Origin of the sequence: Arenibacter lacus (assembly GCF_008711145.1) — a bacterium.
In the GTDB taxonomy this organism is placed as follows: Bacteria; Bacteroidota; Bacteroidia; order Flavobacteriales; family Flavobacteriaceae; genus Arenibacter; species Arenibacter amylolyticus.
In genome coordinates, this window is the sequence record NZ_VVIN01000029.1 from 1 (window position 1) to 18,570 (window position 18,570).

Sequence of the window (18,570 nt, forward strand, 5' to 3'; positions counted from 1 at the left end):
ATTCCTTTAGAATCTCCTTTTATTCAATTAGGAAGTATTGGGTTATTTAACATCCTTCAACCTTAATTGAAGGCTAATTTTTCCTTGCCATTCGTTTTCATCTAAGGAAAAGACCGCACTAAAACCCTTTTGTTTTACCCGATCTAACTTAATCCCCAGATTAAATCCGATGGCATCAAAACTTCGTCCCCTGGACCCTATCCCAGCATCTGCAATTCTACATTTTAAATGCCCTCCATCATTACCTACCACCTTGGCATAGCCAGTATCCATCAAGTTTTCTGCCATAAACACCGGAGCTTGGTTTCCTGGACCGAATGGCGCAAATTGCTTTACAATGCGCATTAATTTAGGGCTAATGTTATCGATAGAGATAATGGCATCAACCTTAATTTCTGGCGACAACAGCTTTCTATCTATATTCTGGGACACCACCTCTTCAAAGCGCGCTTTAAAAGCCTCGTAGTTTGCCTCCAACATGGTTAATCCCGCAGCGTATTTATGTCCGCCAAACTGCTCTATGGTATCTGCACATTGTTCCAGCGCCCTGTACACATCAAATCCTTTCACGGAACGGGCAGAAGCGGCCAATTTATCCCCACTTTTGGTAAAGACAAGGGTAGGTCTATAATAGGTTTCCATTAGCCTGGATGCTACAATCCCAATAACCCCCTTATGCCAGTCATCCTTATAAACCACGGAGGTATAAGCTTCTTCCTCACTATTTTCAGAGATTTGCAGCAGCGCCTCCTTCGCTATTTCCTGATCCAGATTTCTTCTATCCGTATTATATACCTCTATTTCGCTGGCAAATACCTTTGCCTTTTCCAAATCCTGCTCTCGCAATAAGTTTACGGCGTGTTGGCCGTGCTCCATACGTCCCGCAGCGTTAATACGGGGTGCAATGATGAAAACAACATCGGTAATGGTAAGTTCCTTTTTCTTTATTTGATCGATAATGGCCTTAAACCCAATTCTAGGATTTTCATTGATTACCTTTAATCCCCAATAGGCCAGAATACGATTCTCTCCGGTAATGGGGACAATATCTGCTCCAATAGCAGTTGCCACCAAGTCTAGATAGGGAATAAGATCGTCTATGGTTTGCCCTCTCTTAGACCCTAGGGCTTGTATAAGTTTAAAACCTACCCCGCATCCACAGAGCTCGTCGTATGGATAGGGACAATCTTCCCTTTTGGGATCTAGGATGGCTACTGCCTCTGGGAGCTCACTCCCTGGTCTATGATGGTCACAGATGATAAAATCGATTCCTTTTCCCTTGGCATAAGCCACCTTATCGATAGCCTTTACCCCACAATCTAACGTAATAATAAGGGTAATATCATTGTCTTCCGCAAAATCTACCCCTTGGAAGGAAACCCCATAGCCTTCCGTATATCGGTCTGGGATATAGGTAGCCACATTGGGATAGAAAGACTCCAAGTAGGAAGACAATAAGGCTACAGAGGTAGTACCGTCCACATCATAATCTCCATAGACCAAGATATTCTCGCCCTTGGCCACTGCCTCCTCTATACGGGCAACGGCCAACTCCATATCCTTCATTAAAAAGGGATCATGGAGTTGCGACAATTTTGGTCTAAAGAACCTTTTGGCCTCGTCAAAAGTGGTAATTCCCCGTTGCACCAACAGCTGTGCCACCAAATCATCTACCCCAAGCGCAGTAGCAAGGGCATTGATCTGCTCCTCTTCCGGTTTTGGCATAATGGTCCAACGCATAGTCTTTACTCTTTTAACCTAATCCTATTCTTAAATATTACCTCTCCATCTACCTCTACCTTTAGCGTATACCGCATTTTTGGCAGGTAGGATAGGTCATAGGTAAATGTTCCCTTGTCTAATGTACTATACAAATGGGTCTCCATAACCTTGGATTCATCCTCTTGCTGGCTAATGGTTACCGTTACCTCTTTTGCTTCATTCGCAAAATAGTCTAGCGTAACCGGCCCATCCGTTCTAGCGGGAAACATGGTTACCGATGGCGCATTATCCAAATGATAAGGAACGGAGGGCTCTACCCTAAAGTTATAAATGATATGACTTCCAAAATCGGAGTTAAAATGCTTAATGGCACGCCCAAGGGTATCTAATAGCCTTGCGTCTCCACGGCCGTCCCTAGCCTTGTACCAAAACTCTAATCCGTCTCCTGCAGAATCTTCTACCATAAAGGTATAATTCCCCTGTGGCAGTTGAAGGGTATCCCTATAGATGGTATTGGGCGAAAGGGATACGCTATCCTTTTTAAACCATACCTTTCCAAAGCTATCCGTCACCTTGTATTGATTCTGCTCTGGTTTATTATTGGTCTTAAAATAAATGACCACATTTTCGGGAAGTATGTCCGGGCGGGTATAGACAGATTGCTTGGCATTATCGGCCATAAATCCATCCTTTTTACCATTTGGCCTCTTAAGCGCTACCTTAAATATAGCAGTTTCTTGCGCTGTATATATTTCCTCGGGAAGGGTCAATATTGCCGTTTCTCCGTAGGGGAGATCGCCCTCCCACTTAAACTTTTTGGGCTTTTCCCCTTCCAGTCCATAGTGCACCATTAGGGATTTCAGGTTGTTTTTCCCGTTGTTCTTAATTCTGATCACCGCTAGGGCGCCCTGCTCATTTTTACGGCTGTAGATCTCCTCATTGGAGGGATTGATTATGTCTACCAAAGTAGCATCATTGTCAGCGGTGATTTTTCCATATTCTAACACATAGGCCACCAGTAGTTCCCGGGCGCTCGGATTCTCCGTTTCATAGGGTTCCATATCCAGATCTACCGTATAGGCTTCGTTAGAGCTGAGGTTAAACAATACCTCATCTGGCTGTAAGAGGTATCCAGGGCACCAATTGGCACGATCAAAGATCCAAGTACCCGCCTGAGGATATAAGGGGTTATCGCCACATTGCATCCATAATTGCTGGGAATGAATAACCTGACCATTCAAAAGAATTTCCCGGTATTTATCACAAAACTCCCCACATCCATTGGCATCCATCCCATGACCGGTCTGCAACACCTTTACTTTTCCGAAGGTAGCTTTAGAATTGGCTTGGAGGTTTACCGGCACTAGGTGATTTTCTATAGGGTCTGCCTTATCCCCATAACTGAAATAGCCATCGTAGATCTTATGAACAGCTAAGGCTTCCACAGCAGGCTTACCATAGGTAAATTCAAAATCTACGGTAACCTTCCATCCTCTTGTTTTATTGTCTTCCCATCCGGTATGGATGTAATCCACCACCACAGAATCCCTTAAAATTGGACTGAAATCCGTAATATCTACCTTCCAATTAAAACTCCAATCCTTTTGAAATCGGCCTCCATACGGGGTAAGCATCCTAGCAATTTCATAGGTAGTGGAGTCGTTTTTGGGCATCACCTTTATATGGTCTACATAATCCCAGTCTGCGCACCGCATCCCATCCGGACACTCAAATCTTAGATTTAGCATTATCTGCCTAATCTCTTTTTCTTTTCCAGGGAAGACCACTTCCCGTTTATAACTGTTTGCGCCCTTGGAAGGGTCGGTAACAATAGTTTCCTTATTATGTGAAATAATATGTTGCGTCTCTTGTGCATCTAGGCCATGAAACACTCCAAAAAGGAGGCCTAGAATAGAAAGGTATTTTCTGATCATCAAAAAAAATATAAGGGGATTTTGGGGATTACTTTTTAAATATGGTCTTAATTTCCAAGGTTGCAAATTGCCTGAACATTTCCATGACACCACAATATTTTTCTATGGACAGGTCTACTGCACGCTGTAATTTTTTCTCGTCCAAGTTAGCTCCCTTAAAATGGTACTCTAGCCTCACCTTATTGTAGTACTTAGGATGCTCCTCGGTTATATCGGCAATGGTTTCTATGGTAAATTCTTCTACCTCCAATTTCATTTTTTTAATTAGAGAAGCCACATCCAGCCCAGAACAACCTGCCAAACTGGTTAACATTAACGCCTTGGGGCGAAATCCTTGACCTTCCCCTCCATCTTCGGGAGCAACATCTATAATTAATTTGTTACCAGAGATATTATTGCTTTCAAAGGCCATGTTACCAAGCCATTTAGTAGTAATATGATTTGTCATCGATATAAATTTTTTGTTACTTGTATTGCCCAAAAATACGTATAAAAACACAACCATGCCGCTCGTTAACCCATTAGATATAAACCACGATCCCGAAACAAAAGTTTTGGCCGAATTTTTTAACGAAACTCTGGGGTTTTGTCCAAATTCTGTATTGACCATGCAGCATAGGCCCGAAATCTCCAAAGCTTTCATACAATTAAACAAGGCAGTAATGGCCAATCATGGGCGGGTAGACGCTACCTTAAAGCGCATGATCGCATGGGTGAGCAGCAATGCTACGGGCTGTAGATATTGCCAGGCACACGCCATATTGGCCGCAGAACGCTATGGTACCGACAACGAAAAGCTGAACAATATTTGGGAATATCGGACACATGCGGCCTTCACGGAAGCCGAAAGGGCCGCTTTAGACTTTAGTTTGGCAGCTTCCCAAGTCCCCAACACCATGAATGCAAAAGTCAAAAAAAACCTGTACAAATATTGGGATGAAGGTGAGATTGTAGAAATGCTGGGCGTAATTTCCCTTTTTGGATTCCTTAATAGATGGAACGATACCATGGGCACCACTTTGGAGAAAGATGCGGTTGACTGTGGCAAACGCTATTTGGAGAAATACGGATGGGAGAAGGGAAAACACGTTTAGAATCTTCCACTACTCCTCTAGGATTTATAAATACGTTCAAATTAATAACACCTCCAATAAATAAATGGTGAACATTCCCCAAAAGGTACCGGTTGCCATACTAAGAATGGCCAGTATCACTGCATGGGGCATCCATTTCTCCTCATAGGCAGCCGTAACTGCAGGGGCAGTAGCAATTCCACCAACATTGGCCATACTGGCTATGGGTACCCACGCCATATTAATATTCAATAGCTTGGCTACCCCTATCATAAAAACAAAATGCCCAAGCAGCCAAACGATTAAAAATCCGAGGAAAGAGGTGTTAAAGCCCAGCGTCGCGATTCGTAATTTCAACCCCAAAACGGCCATCACGATAATTATTAGTATACCACCAAATTTTAGAACAAACCTAAAGTTCCACCTAGGAAAAACATTGCTTAGTAGCAATCCAATTATAGAAAGCACTATAATCTTAACCACAAAGCTATCAAGGATCCAATTGCACAATACAACAAACGAAAAGAGCACTAAAAAACAAACCCATCCCGACCATACGTGTTTCTTAACAGATCTTAGCTCTTGGGGCATCCCAAAATCCGTAATCCCCAATTTTCGATTTAGGAACTTACTTTTCTTAATGATCTGGAACATTAATATGGTCCAGACATTTACCAACACATTATCCATCACCAATACGGAAAGAAAAATATTCTCAGGACAATCTACCAATTCCTTTAAGACCAACTGACTGGTACTGCCCCCGATCCAACTCCCAACAATTGGCGGAATACCCTTCCAATATCCCTCGGCGACCAAGGTAATGGAAACCAGGGAGGTTTCTGAAAACCACAGACTGAGAATAACGGGCAACAAAGCAATACAAAATGACCCGGAAATAAATAATAGAATAGGTTTCCACCCAATAGATTTTAGCTGCATCATGGATAAGCTCCCCATTACCGCGATTATAGCCAAGGGCACAAAATAATCTTTACTGTATTGATGGATTGTTGCTTGGGATAGGTCTAGCTGTAACACATAGGATATAATGGCAGGAATAATATATGCCAGAAGAATAGCGGGAACCCAATCGAAGAGGGATTTAATATGCCTATTTTCCCATCGATCCAAAAAATAGATCGAGAGTACCGTAATTAGGGTAATAAACCAAGGTAATAACATTACCTCAATTTAGTTTTTTTAAGCGGATTTTGAACTATTTATTTTTTACCCGCCAACACAATTACAATTTCCCCTTTTGGTGGGTTTTCGGTAAAGTGCGCCAACACCTCTTCCAGGGTACCACGTATAGTTTCCTCGTACATTTTGCTAAGCTCCCTAGAAACCGAGACCTGCCTTTCCGACCCAAAATAGGAGACAAAATGCCCCAAGGTCTTCACCAGTTTATGGGGAGATTCATAAAAAATAAGGGTTCTGGGTTCCTCGGCAAGGAGGGTAAGCCTGGTTTGCCTCCCCTTTTTTACGGGCAAAAACCCTTCAAACACAAACTTATCATTGGGCAGGCCACTGTTAACCAAAGCGGGTACAAAGGCCGTAGCCCCCGGTAGACAATCTACCTCTATATGGTTTTGCACACAGGCCCTAGTCAATAAAAATCCAGGATCCGAAATAGCTGGGGTGCCTGCATCAGAGATAAGTGCAATGTTCTCCCCAGCCTGTAGTCGCTTTACAATTCCGTCTACCATTTTATGCTCGTTGTGCATATGGTGACTCTGCATATTGGTTTCTATCCCATAATGATGCAGCAACTTACCACTGGTTCTGGTATCTTCCGCTAAAATAAGATCTACTTCCTTTAGCACCCTAATGGCCCTAAAGGTAATATCCTCCAAATTTCCTATTGGTGTAGGTACAATGTATAATTTCCCCATGAACAGTTGTGATAGCTGGTAAAAATAATGAAAAATGCCCCCAAGGGCACACCTATATCCCACAAAATACCCTTGGGTATGGTATTTTGGAATAGGCAGCTTGCAATTGAAAAATTTTTAAAGCAGTTCTCTAGGAAAACTTTCTTGAGATCATATCCATAAAGCGCTTTTCGTACTCTTCCTTGCCCACCCAGTTATCATAATCTGGTTTTACCATATTAACAATAAAAGCAATAGATCGCTCTTCCGTATCTATGGTACTAAGCTGAGACAAGACCCTATTGTAGTCTTCCATACTATTATTGAAAAGATGCTTCACAAAGGCCAGTTTATCATTGAGGTCTATCTTGATATTCCTATGGACCTGGGTGGTGTCTTTACTACTTACAGGATTAGCCTGACTCCCCTCTTTGCGCATAAAAAGGTCCTTATCATTGATGAGCTCCTGTTTGGAAGTAAATTGGGAAAGCACCTCATCTATGGTGGTAGAACTAGGCATCTCTGAAACCATATCCTTTATGGTGTCGATTCCTGGGGTAATAATATCCTCTTTGTGCGGATTGCTTTCGGGTACGGAGGAATTGGCACTTAAAACGGAATTGGCCATGGTTTCAAATCTTGAGCCGATAGAACTCTTGGAAACATCGATCTCTACCTCGTTTAACTTATCCTCTATATATTTTAACACCGCTAACTTTTCATATAATTCCCTGGAGGTTTCGTAAAGGGAAGAAATGTCCCCCATGTCCCGGGCAGTTAGGATTTCGGTCGATAATTTTCTCAGTTCCTCTTTAAGTCTCTTTTTCATGTTCATAAGTTTTACCAAAGTTGGACTCCTAGGGAGCACCATTATCACAATTCTACAAGTAATATAAGGGTGGCAATCAAAAGATGGCCCCTAGTCCAACTTTTCTCAACAATAATGCCACTTGGATTATTTTTTTAATAATTTTATGCCTCCTATTAAATTAACGGAAAACAAATTACTTTCGTCTAAAATTACAAAATGTTTCTCGAAAATACTGTTAACCCTAAAGAACAATTCGGATGGATAGAAGTTATCTGTGGTTCTATGTTCTCTGGAAAGACCGAGGAACTTATCCGACGTTTAAAAAGAGCCCAGTTTGCCAAGCAGAAAGTGGAAATTTTTAAACCCATGATAGATACTCGCTATCATGAAGAAATGGTTGTTTCCCACGATGCAAACGAAATACGCTCTACCCCGGTACCAGCAGCTACTAATATCCGATTGCTTGCCGATGGTTGTGATGTGGTGGGTATTGACGAAGCTCAATTTTTTGACGACGAAATAGTAGCGGTCTGCAACGATTTGGCCAATAAGGGGATCCGCGTAGTGGTAGCAGGCTTAGATATGGATTTCAAGGGCAATCCCTTTGGCCCCATGCCCGCGCTAATGGCCACCGCAGAATACGTTACCAAGGTACATGCCGTGTGCACCCGTACCGGAAACTTGGCCAACTATAGTTTTAGAAAGACCCGTAGTGAAAATTTAGTACTCTTGGGTGAAACGGAAGAGTACGAACCCTTAAGCAGAGCTGCCTACTACAAGGCAATGCTAAAGGAAAAAGTGAATGCTATACAAGTTACTTCCCAGGAGGTGATATTGCCAAAAGAAAATAAATGAGCAAGGTTCAAGAAACCGTTCTAGAGATAGATCTCCATGCCCTAGAACACAATTACAACCACCTAAGGTCTAAGATTAAGAAAGATACCAAATTTTTAGGAGTGGTTAAAGCATTTGCCTATGGTAGCGATTCCGTAGCCATTGCAAAAAAACTGGAAAACTTGGGAGCCGATTATCTGGCCGTTGCCTATACCAATGAAGGGGTGGCTTTGCGAGAAGCAGGTGTAACACTGCCCATCCTAGTACTACATCCACAACGCGTCTGTTTTCCCAGAATAATAGAACACCGGTTAGAACCAAGCCTGTATTCCCCACTGGTTTTAACTTCCTTTTTACGGACTGCCAAAGCATTGCAGCAAACTAGGTATCCAGTGCATTTAAAACTTAATACTGGTCTCAATAGAATAGGGTTCTCGGAAAGGGAGGTAGATTTTCTCATAGAGCAACTACAAGGGGCTAAGGAAGTAAAAGTAGCCTCCTTATTTTCTCACTTGGCGGCTTCCGAAGATATAAACGAACAGGAGTTTTCCCTTTCCCAAATTGAGGCTTTTAAGCGGATCGCCACCCAATTATTGGATAAAATTGAAGACCGCCCACTCTTACATTTATTAAATACCTCCGGAATAATTAATTATCCCCAGGCCCAATTTGATATGGTTAGAAGCGGAATAGGCATCTATGGCTATGGTAATGAAGCCTCCGAAGACGCCCAACTGATTCCGGTTGCCACCCTAAAAACCATTATTTCCCAGATCCACAAGATTGAACCCAACCAAAGTGTAGGCTACAACAGAGGCTTTATAGCTACTTCCCCTACGGTTACCGCTACCTTACCCTTGGGACACGCCGATGGATTGGGAAGAATCTACGGCAACCACAAAGGACACGTATGGGTCAATGGAACACTGGCACCCATTATTGGAAATGTGTGTATGGATATGGTGATGATAGATATTACTGGAATAAAATGCCAAGAAGGGGACGAAGTAATTGTTTTTGGCAAGACTCACAGTGCAGATACCATGGCCGCGTACGCCGATACCATCTCCTACGAACTACTAACAGGAATTTCTCAACGAATAAAGCGGGTTTACATCGGGAAATAATTTTTAGCATTTTGTTAAGATAGATTTTTTTTATTACATTGCAGTACTGCAAAAACCAACCAATAAACTAAACCATCGCGTATGCTAAAGGAATTCAAGAATTTTATCATGACGGGAAATGTCATTGATTTAGCCGTTGCAGTTATTCTGGCGGGTGCCGTGAGCCTAGTGGTGAATGGCTTTGTAAATGACATTATGATGCCTATTGTAGGGTATTTTACCGGCGGTATGGATTTCTCAGAAATGCAGATCGTACTCTCCGAAGCAGTAGTTGCATCCGATGGGACTGTCACCAAACCAGAAAGTGCTATCCGTTATGGAGCATGGGTAAATTCTATCGTTAATTTAGTAATTGTAGGCTTTGTACTTTTCGTTATTGTAAAGGCGTACAACAAAACCAAAAAACCACCCGCTCCTAAAAAAGAAGCACCCAAAGGACCTAGTCAGGAAGAATTATTGACCCAGATTAGGGACCTATTAAAGAAACAATAAAACCAATCTTATTGTACCGGTCTAAAGATTAGACCACCAACTAACCAATCAACCCAAACCGTTAGCCTTGTCATTAGCACAAAGCTGACGGTTTTTTTCCGCACCAATGTTTTATATGTAACAATCTGTTATATTTTTAATAAAATTAGATGAATTGCTTGTACCCAACGCTTTAATGAGTACCTTTGCCGTCTCAATTTTAATTTTATTACAATGAAAGTAGCTGTAGTTGGAGCAACTGGAATGGTTGGAGAAGTAATGCTGAACGTATTGGCAGAACGCAACTTTCCATTAACCGAATTGTTATTGGTAGCCTCAGAAAGATCGGTAGGTAAAAAATTAACTTTCCAAGGAAAGGAGCATACGCTTATTGGCTTACAAACCGCTTTGGAAGCCAAACCAAACTTGGTAGTCTTTTCGGCAGGTGGCGACACCTCATTGGAATGGGCCCCTAAATTTGCAGCGGCCGGAATTACGGTTATAGACAACTCTTCCGCTTGGAGAATGGATCCTAGCAAAAAGTTGATTGTTCCGGAGATTAATGCCCATGAACTCACCGAGGAAGACAAGATTATTGCCAGCCCAAACTGTTCTACCATTCAGTTGGTTATGGCCCTATCACCGCTACACAATAAATACAAAATGAAACGTGTGGTAGTTTCTACCTACCAGTCCGTATCTGGGACAGGTGTAAAAGCGGTTCAACAGTTAGAAAATGAAATTGCCGGCGTAGAAGGAGAAATGGCCTATCCGTACCCAATTGGGAAAAATGCGCTACCTCATTGCGATGTATTCTTGGAAAACGGCTATACCAAAGAAGAAATGAAATTGGCCCAGGAGCCTATAAAAATACTTAACGACAATAGCTTCTCGGTATCGGCCACTGCAGTACGTATCCCTACCTCTGGCGGACATTCCGAATCTGTAAATGTAGAGTTCGAGAACGACTTTGAACTTTCCGAGGTTCGTAAAATGCTAAGCGAAACCAAAGGTATTGTTGTACAGGATAATACAGATACCAACACCTACCCAATGCCTATTTATGCCCATGGCAAGGACGACGTATTTGTTGGAAGAATCCGAAGGGATGAAACCCAAGCAAACACACTAAACATGTGGATCGTTGCAGACAACCTAAGAAAAGGTGCCGCCACCAACGTAATACAGATTGCAGAGTACTTGGTAGAGAATAAATTGGTATAACTCACTACCTAGGACTGCCATTTGGCACCACGTTTTTACAACATCCTCCGCAAGGAGATAGAACCCTAAAAAATACCTTTGCATCCTTACTTGCTGCAAAGGTTTTTTTTGTAGTATTTTTGAGCTTCACCTATCTAATTAACATATGAAGAAAATAGTATTGACCACCATTGCTGCCAGCTTTGTACTGGCCTGTGGTACAGATCAAAAAAAAGATGCGATTGTGTTGAATTATCCCGTTACTAAAAAAGTTGATACGGTAGACCATTATTTTGGAACCGAGGTACCCGACCCCTACAGATGGTTGGAAGATGATAGAAGTAAGGAAACGGAGGCTTGGGTAAAAGAACAAAATGTAACCACCTTCGATTATTTAGACCAAATTCCCTTTAGAGACCAACTAAAAAAACGTTTGGAGACCTTATGGAATTATGAAAAATTGGGATCTCCGTTTAAGGAAGGGGATTACACCTATTTTTACAAAAACGACGGACTCCAGAATCAGTACGTTATATACCGAAGTAAGGATAACGAGGAAGAAGAGGTTTTCCTAGACCCCAATACCTTCTCTGAAGATGGCACCACCTCTTTATCTGGTCTTAGTTTTTCGGACGATGGCTCTATAGCCGCCTACTCCATTTCTGAGGGAGGTAGTGATTGGCGTAAGGTGATTGTCATGGAAACAGAAACCCGCAGAATTGTAGAGGATACCCTGGTGGACATCAAATTTAGCGGCATCTCTTGGAAAGGCAATGAAGGCTTCTTCTACTCTAGCTATGACAAGCCTAAAGGCAGCGAACTATCTGCCAAAACAGATCAGCACAAATTGTACTACCACAAATTGGGAACTTCCCAAAAAGACGACGAACTTGTCTTTGGTGGAATTCCCTCGGAAAAGCACCGCTACGTAGGTGGAAGGGTTACGGAAGACAACCGCTATCTATTGGTATCTGCTTCTGTTTCAACTTCGGGGAACAAGCTGTTCATAAAAGATCTTACCAAGCCTAACAGCAAATTATATCCAATTATAGACCATACGGACTCGGATACTTCCATCTTAGACAATGTAGGATCTACCCTATATTTGGTTACCAATTTAGGAGCACCCAACAAAAAAATAGTTACTGTAGATGCGGCCAATCCAGCTCCCGAAAACTGGAAAGACCTAATTCCTGAAACAGAGCATGTTCTTACAGCCAGCATTGGTGGGGGATTCCTCTTTGCAGAATATATGGTAGACGCCATCTCTAAAGTATACCAGTACGATTATGATGGCAAAAAGATTCGCGAGGTAAAGCTTCCCGGTATCGGTAGTGCCGGTGGTTTTGGAGGCAAGAAAGATGAAAAGGAATTCTATTTTTCCTTTACCAATTACAATACCCCCTCCTCTTCGTACAAATACAATGTAGCTACTGGGGAATATGAATTGTATTGGAAACCGGAAATAGATTTTAATCCGGAAGAGTACGAATCTAACCAAGTGTTCTACACCTCTAAGGACGGTACTAAGATACCCATGATCATCACTCATAAAAAAGGATTGGAACTAAACGGTAAAAATCCGACCATCCTATACGGTTATGGCGGATTCAACATTAGCCTAACCCCCTCTTTCAGCATTACCAATGCCGTTTGGATGGAACAAGGTGGTATTTACGCCGTTCCCAACCTAAGGGGAGGTGGCGAATATGGAAAAAAATGGCATGATGCCGGTACCAAAATGCAAAAGCAGAATGTTTTTGACGACTTTATAGCGGCTGCCGAGTATTTAATTGACAACAATTATACGTCTAGCGATTATTTAGCCATTAGAGGAGGCTCCAATGGCGGTTTATTGGTTGGGGCCACTATGACCCAAAGACCGGAATTGATGAAGGTAGCCCTTCCCGCTGTGGGCGTGTTAGACATGTTGCGCTACCATACCTTTACCGCTGGTGCAGGTTGGGCTTACGACTACGGAACGGCAGAGGACAACGAGGAAATGTTCCAATACCTAAAAAACTACTCTCCCGTGCATAATGTTAAAAGTGGCACCGCATATCCTGCTACCCTTATTACTACAGGAGACCATGACGATAGGGTTGTACCAGCACATAGCTTTAAATTTGCTGCTGCCCTTCAGGAAAAGCAGGAAGGAGACAACCCAGTACTTATTAGGATAGAAGTCAATGCCGGCCATGGGGCAGGCACCCCAGTGAGCAAGACTATTGAGCAAACTGCGGACATTTTTGGCTTTACCCTGTACAATATGGGTTTCCAGAATCTTCCCAATCAGTCAGTTTTAAAGGAAATTAAAGGGTAGGTTTCAATTTAATTGATATTTTTGTTAAGTCCATTTCTTTTTTGAAATGGACTTTTTTTATTCCAGTACCCCTTATAACACAAGACCATGTTACAAGTAGACTCCCTTTCATTTTCATATCACAAAGCACCCATCCTAACGGATATAGACTTTACTGTAGCTAAAGGAGAACATGTCTCCATTGTTGGGGAGAGCGGATGCGGAAAGAGTACTTTACTTCAGCTTATTTATGGACTTCTACAACCCAATGAAGGCGAAATACATTGGGGAGATAAAAAAGTGCTGGGACCTAACTTTAATTTGGTGCCCGGAGAACCCTATATGAAGTACTTGGCCCAAGACCTAGAGTTAATGGCTTATACCAGCGTAGAGGAGAATGTTAGCCAATTCTTATCGGTTTTCTACCCCGAAGAATTAAAGGAGCGCACCCAAGAACTGTTAGAAATGATAGATATGGTGGAGTTTTCCAAGGTTAAGATAGAAAAACTAAGTGGCGGACAACAACAACGGGTGGCCCTAGCCAGAGCCTTGGCACAGGAGCCCGAATTATTACTTCTAGACGAGCCCTTTGCCCATATAGACAATCTTAGAAAGAACAAGCTTAGAAGAAATTTGTTCAACTATCTTAAGGAAAAAGGAATCAGTTGTATTACCGCAACCCATGACCACCACGATATTTTGGGATATGCAGATAGGGTTTTGGTGCTTAGGGATCAGGAAATATTGGCAGACGAGGAAACGGAAACTCTTTACTTTAATCCTAGGAATATTTACACGGCTACCCTTTTTGGCGAGGCAAACCATATTCCCATAGAAATTGTAAAATCCTATGCCGATACCAAGCGTAAAATAATTGTCTACGCCCATGAGTTTAAGGTCTCCAAAAAATCGGGGATCCCAGTGGTTGTAAAAAAAAGTTATTTTATGGGCAGCTACTATCTTATAGAAGCCTTGTCTGGGGAAGAAATTATCCGATTTCATTCAGACAAAGCGCTTAAACCTAAGAAGAAAGTATTCCTAAACATCTCTTTGGAGACCATTAATCAACGTTTAAAACAATAACACCGTTTGGACAAGGAGCTGCTTATACAAGAATTAAAGTTTAAGGCCGTTCGCAGCAGTGGGGCAGGAGGGCAGCATGTAAACAAGGTTTCTTCCAAGGTGGCGGTTTACTTTAATATTGGCAAATCCAACTCCCTTACGGATCAGGAGAAAAGCTTGATTCTCAAAAAACTGTCCCATAAACTAACCAAAGAAAAGGTTTTGGTACTCTGGAGCGAAGAAACCCGTAGTCAGCACAAAAACAAGGAACGGGTTATTGAGAAGCTACTAGAAATGCTAGAAGCAGGCCTTAGGAAACCGAAACCTAGACGAAAAACAAGACCTACCCGAGCCTCTAAGGAAAAACGCTTAAGACAAAAGAAGCAATTGGCACAAAAAAAAGCGTATCGCGGAAAACCAAGTATGGATTAAGCCCTGCATTTTCTAACCAGGGAAGTTCTCGCCAGGAATTCCCCTAGCCAATCGCAGTGATACAAAACTCGCTGCCATTAAAGTTGATACATTCGCCTTGGGATTTTCCCATCAATAACTTCCCCATGGGCGTATTGGGGGCGATAGCAAAGAAGGTTTGGTCTTCTACGGTAACCTTACCCGCACTAATCCCAATATAGTAATGGTATTGAGAAGTAAATACCAAGCTTCCCAAAACTACTTGGTCGGAAGCACCTTCTAAGGGTACTTTTTTAAAGCGCTGCTGCAGTAACTCAACCTCGGCCAATTGATTTCCCAACTTCTCGCGCTCTAATTGGATCATTGCCCTCCCAGTTTCGTGCTTGTCACCGGCACTACTCTTGGTCTCCGAGATTAGCGCCTGTTGTAGGGATTGTATCTGTCTTTCAATTCGGGCATATCTATCCTGAATATACGTTTCACAATACCGATACAATGCCTCTCTTACAGTAGGTTTCATTTAAGCTTATAATTTATTCTACCAATGCCGCTAGCTCCTTGCCCACACTACTCCCAATGGCTATCCCCATGCCTCCCATTCTCACGCCGCAAAACACGCGATTGGACAATGGTTTAACAATAGGCTTTTTTTGATTTCCCACCCCCATTATTCCGCTCCACCTTCTGTCTATTTGGAAGGGAATTTCGGGTAAGATGATGGTCTTCAATAATTCTTCTAAACGATTTTGCACAAGAGGCGTTTCCCCAAACTCACTGGTTTCCTCCGCTTTAAAATCGAGATTCCTACCACCCCCAAGGAGAATTCTATTGCCTACGTTCCTGAAATAGTAATAGCCTTCATCCAAATGGAAGGTGCCTTTAATAGGAAGCTGGTCTATGGGCTGGGTAATTACCACCTGCGCCCTAGCAGGCTTAACATCCTCTTGAAGCAATTGGCCAGCAAAACCATTGGTGGCCACCAACAAGTGTTTCGTATTAAATTGAAACTGATCTGTTTCCACTGCTACCTGGCTATGGGATTCTGCATACGATTTTACCTGAACGCCATTAAGAATCTTGATACCCGCCTTGTAAACCTTATTGAGCAGGGCGTCCATCATCATCCCGGTATCCAATTGTCCCTCAAAGCTAGAGCTGATATAGTTGTTTTCTACATTCTTAAACTGAAAGCTGTTGGGATGCACTGCAAAACAGTCTGCCTTAAACACCTGTTCTAAAAGGCTATTGACGCTCTCTATCTTATCCATACACCGGTTATAAAGCTCTTGCTGCCCCTTTAGGAACACCTCATGGCCGCCGTAATTAAGATAACCAATTTGCGCATCGCCCAAGTTCTTGCGCAACAGCTGTACGCCCTCCCATCGCTTCTGTACTAACTGCACTACCTCCTGCTCAGTATGTGAGCCAAGATCGGATAACACCTCGGAAATACTCCCAAAACAAGTGAAACCCGCATTTTTGGTGCTAGCACCCTGCGGTAGTATCCCCTTCTCCAAAACCAAGATATTGGCTTTAGGAAATCGCTCTTTTAACTGGAGAGCGCAATTGAGTCCGACAATACCACTGCCCACCACTGTAAAATCTAGATTGGAGAGCCAGGTCTTATATTCCCAAAAACTTAAATTCATATCCCGATATCTTTGTAATGATGCAGTTAAAGTTAAAGGAAAATGCTAGGATTCCCCCTTATTTTTAGGCATAAAAAAAAGCGAAGCAAGCTGTTCATTGTTCAGCTTACTTCGCTTTTTAAAAATCTTAGGCATTATGGATGCCTTTATTAGTCTTCCGCGACTGGTTTCATTTCAAAATCCTCCATGAATTTGGTGGTATAATTACCCGCCAAATAATCTGGATGATCCATCAATTGCCTATGGAAAGGAATAGTGGTATTGATACCTTCTATTACAAACTCGTCCAATGCGCGTTTCATTTTATTAATGGCTTCCTCCCTAGTCTGTGCCGTAGTGATCAATTTTGCAATCATGGAATCGTAATTTGGAGGAATGGTATATCCACTATACACATGCGTATCCAATCTTATTCCATGGCCACCAGGCGTGTGCAAGGTGGTAATCTTTCCCGGAGAAGGCCTAAAATTATTAAACGGATCTTCGGCATTGATTCTACATTCTATGGAGTGTAATTTTGGAAAGTAGTTCTTTCCGGAAATGGGCACACCTCCAGCAACTAAGATCTGCTCCCTAATAAGGTCGTAATCTATCACCTGCTCGGTAATGGGATGCTCTACCTGTATTCTGGTATTCATCTCCATAAAGTAGAAGTTACGGTGTTTGTCTACCAAAAACTCAATGGTACCCGCACCCTCATATTGTATGTATTCGGCTGCTTTCACCGCCGCCTTACCCATGGCATCCCTTAATTTATCCGTCATAAACGGGGAGGGCGTCTCTTCGGTAAGTTTTTGGTGTCTACGCTGAATGGAACAGTCCCTTTCTGAAAGGTGACATGCCTTTCCATACTGATCACCTACAACTTGGATTTCGATATGTCTTGGCTCCTCTATCAGCTTTTCCATATACATGCCATCATTGCCAAAGGCCGCTTTGGCCTCTTGCACGGCACTCTCAAAGTTTCTTGCTAAATCTTCTTCCTTGAAAACTGCGCGCATCCCTTTTCCACCACCACCGGCAGTAGCTTTAATCATTACGGGATAGCCCATTTCCTTGGCTACTTTTTTAGCGTGGTCCAAATCTTTTAGGAGTCCGTCCGACCCTGGGATAGTAGGTACCCCTGCTTTTTTCATGGTCTCTTTGGCCGTAGCCTTATCACCCATTCTATCTATATGTTCTCCGGAAGGACCGATGAACTTTATATCGTGTTCCTTACAGATCCTTGCGAATTTAGAGTTTTCCGAAAGGAAGCCATATCCAGGATGAATGGCATCTGCATTGGTAATTTCCGCAGCAGCTATAATATTTGGGATCTTCAAGTACGACTCGCTACTTGCTGCAGGTCCTATACAAACTGCTTCGTCCGCAAAACGAACATGAAGACTTTCCTCATCCGCCTTGGAGTAAACCGCTACCGTCTTTATTCCCATTTCCTTACAGGTCCTGATAATACGAAGCGCTATTTCTCCCCTATTTGCAATAAGTATTTTTTTAAACATCTCTTGAAATTTTAATTAGTATTCCAAATTTTTAAACCCGTATGACTCCGATCACATCGGGTCATCCACATTTAGCATTTAAAAATTTCTTATGAGGGGTCTACCAAGAATAACGGCTGATCAAATTCTACTGGCGAACTATCATCCACAAGTACTTTTACAATCTTTCCAGAAATTTCCGATTCAATATCATTAAACAACTTCATCGCCTCAATCACACAAAGAACATCCCCTTTGTTTATAACGGACCCCACCTCTACAAAAGCAGGCTTATCTGGGGAAGGCTTTCTATAGAAGGTACCAATGATGGGGGATTTAATGGTAACCAGTTTATCATCTTCCTCGGCCTCTGCTTTTCTAGTAACTTCAACGGCAGGCTGTTCTGCTGCTGCCTGCGGCAAAGTTGGTTGAGCAACGGGAGCATTCATGGGAACATGCTGTACGTAGGTAGGCTCCTTGGAACCTTCGGTACCGGTACGGATGGTGATCTTAATATCTTCCATCTCTAGTTTTACCTCACTAGCCCCTGATTTGGCCACAAATTTGATCAAGCTTTGAATTTCTTTAATATCCATAGTTAGTTCGTTTTAGATTT

At 42.4% G+C, this 18,570-nt stretch carries 18 protein-coding genes; 8 read left to right on the forward strand and 10 right to left on the reverse strand.

What is annotated here, in order from left to right:
* Positions 1 to 42: 42 nt before the first annotated feature.
* Genes recJ through F1E73_RS09960 form a run of 3 tightly spaced genes read right to left on the reverse strand, consistent with a single transcriptional unit; the run spans position 43 to position 4,104 of the window.
* Positions 43 to 1,740 carry a single-stranded-DNA-specific exonuclease RecJ gene (gene recJ / locus F1E73_RS09950; RefSeq protein ID WP_086475668.1) on the reverse strand — a complete coding sequence of 566 codons (1,698 nt, stop codon included), beginning with the start codon at positions 1,738 to 1,740 and terminating at the stop codon, positions 43 to 45.
* 5 nt (positions 1,741 to 1,745) lie between these two features.
* Positions 1,746 to 3,656, reverse strand: a complete 1,911-nt coding sequence (locus F1E73_RS09955) for a peptide-N-glycosidase F-related protein (protein WP_150451819.1) — start codon at positions 3,654 to 3,656, stop codon at positions 1,746 to 1,748.
* Positions 3,657 to 3,684: 28 nt separating this feature from the next.
* Complete coding sequence (locus F1E73_RS09960) at positions 3,685 to 4,104, reverse strand: OsmC family protein (protein ID WP_191089003.1); 420 nt, start codon at positions 4,102 to 4,104, stop codon at positions 3,685 to 3,687.
* 55 nt (positions 4,105 to 4,159) lie between these two features.
* On the opposite strand from F1E73_RS09960, the gene F1E73_RS09965 reads away from it, so the two are divergent.
* A complete protein-coding gene (locus F1E73_RS09965; RefSeq protein WP_086475666.1) occupies positions 4,160 to 4,750 on the forward strand; it encodes a carboxymuconolactone decarboxylase family protein in 591 nt (196 codons plus the stop codon).
* Positions 4,751 to 4,786: 36 nt separating this feature from the next.
* On the opposite strand, the gene F1E73_RS09970 is transcribed toward F1E73_RS09965, so the two are convergent.
* The 3 genes from F1E73_RS09970 to F1E73_RS09980 all read right to left on the reverse strand — a co-directional run bounded on the left by F1E73_RS09970 (position 4,787) and on the right by F1E73_RS09980 (position 7,432).
* Complete coding sequence (locus F1E73_RS09970; protein ID WP_086475665.1) at positions 4,787 to 5,914, reverse strand: DUF819 family protein; 1,128 nt, start codon at positions 5,912 to 5,914, stop codon at positions 4,787 to 4,789.
* A gap of 38 nt (positions 5,915 to 5,952) precedes the next feature.
* Positions 5,953 to 6,624, reverse strand: a complete 672-nt coding sequence (rsmI, locus tag F1E73_RS09975) for a 16S rRNA (cytidine(1402)-2'-O)-methyltransferase (protein ID WP_086475664.1) — start codon at positions 6,622 to 6,624, stop codon at positions 5,953 to 5,955.
* A 130-nt stretch (positions 6,625 to 6,754) separates the two neighbouring features.
* On the reverse strand, positions 6,755 to 7,432 hold the full coding sequence (locus tag F1E73_RS09980; protein WP_086476003.1) for a hypothetical protein: 678 nt from the start codon (positions 7,430 to 7,432) through the stop codon (positions 6,755 to 6,757).
* Between the two features lie 198 nt (positions 7,433 to 7,630).
* Between F1E73_RS09980 and F1E73_RS09985 the strand changes: the two genes are divergently transcribed.
* The 7 genes from F1E73_RS09985 (at position 7,631) to arfB (ending at position 14,845) form a co-directional block, all read left to right on the forward strand.
* On the forward strand, positions 7,631 to 8,269 hold the full coding sequence (locus F1E73_RS09985) for a thymidine kinase (RefSeq protein ID WP_086475663.1): 639 nt from the start codon (positions 7,631 to 7,633) through the stop codon (positions 8,267 to 8,269).
* Entirely contained in the window at positions 8,266 to 9,375 is a 1,110-nt protein-coding gene (gene alr / locus F1E73_RS09990) for an alanine racemase (RefSeq protein ID WP_086475662.1), read from the forward strand. Before F1E73_RS09985 ends, alr begins: the two co-directional genes overlap by 4 nt.
* Before the next feature lie 81 nt (positions 9,376 to 9,456).
* A complete protein-coding gene (gene mscL, locus F1E73_RS09995) occupies positions 9,457 to 9,867 on the forward strand; it encodes a large conductance mechanosensitive channel protein MscL (RefSeq protein WP_086475661.1) in 411 nt (136 codons plus the stop codon).
* A gap of 213 nt (positions 9,868 to 10,080) precedes the next feature.
* On the forward strand, positions 10,081 to 11,070 hold the full coding sequence (locus tag F1E73_RS10000) for an aspartate-semialdehyde dehydrogenase (protein ID WP_086475660.1): 990 nt from the start codon (positions 10,081 to 10,083) through the stop codon (positions 11,068 to 11,070).
* Between the two features lie 145 nt (positions 11,071 to 11,215).
* Complete coding sequence (locus F1E73_RS10005) at positions 11,216 to 13,372, forward strand: prolyl oligopeptidase family serine peptidase (protein WP_086475659.1); 2,157 nt, start codon at positions 11,216 to 11,218, stop codon at positions 13,370 to 13,372.
* An 87-nt stretch (positions 13,373 to 13,459) separates the two neighbouring features.
* Positions 13,460 to 14,434: an ABC transporter ATP-binding protein gene (locus F1E73_RS10010; protein WP_086475658.1), complete on the forward strand. Its 975-nt coding sequence runs from the start codon at positions 13,460 to 13,462 to the stop codon at positions 14,432 to 14,434.
* A 6-nt stretch (positions 14,435 to 14,440) separates the two neighbouring features.
* Positions 14,441 to 14,845 (forward strand): alternative ribosome rescue aminoacyl-tRNA hydrolase ArfB, encoded by a 405-nt coding sequence (gene arfB / locus F1E73_RS10015; protein WP_086475657.1) that lies wholly within the window; start codon positions 14,441 to 14,443, stop codon positions 14,843 to 14,845.
* A 43-nt stretch (positions 14,846 to 14,888) separates the two neighbouring features.
* On the opposite strand, the gene F1E73_RS10020 is transcribed toward arfB, so the two are convergent.
* The 4 genes from F1E73_RS10020 to accB form a co-directional block, all read right to left on the reverse strand.
* Positions 14,889 to 15,344 (reverse strand): 3-oxoacyl-ACP synthase, encoded by a 456-nt coding sequence (locus tag F1E73_RS10020; protein ID WP_086475656.1) that lies wholly within the window; start codon positions 15,342 to 15,344, stop codon positions 14,889 to 14,891.
* 13 nt (positions 15,345 to 15,357) lie between these two features.
* The gene (locus F1E73_RS10025; RefSeq protein WP_086475655.1) at positions 15,358 to 16,473 is read right to left on the reverse strand and encodes an NAD(P)/FAD-dependent oxidoreductase; all 1,116 of its coding nucleotides are present in this window, start codon (positions 16,471 to 16,473) and stop codon (positions 15,358 to 15,360) included.
* Positions 16,474 to 16,622: 149 nt separating this feature from the next.
* Entirely contained in the window at positions 16,623 to 17,975 is a 1,353-nt protein-coding gene (accC, locus tag F1E73_RS10030) for an acetyl-CoA carboxylase biotin carboxylase subunit (protein WP_086475654.1), read from the reverse strand.
* Between the two features lie 89 nt (positions 17,976 to 18,064).
* Positions 18,065 to 18,550: an acetyl-CoA carboxylase biotin carboxyl carrier protein gene (gene accB, locus F1E73_RS10035; protein ID WP_086475653.1), complete on the reverse strand. Its 486-nt coding sequence runs from the start codon at positions 18,548 to 18,550 to the stop codon at positions 18,065 to 18,067.
* Positions 18,551 to 18,570: the final 20 nt, after the last annotated feature.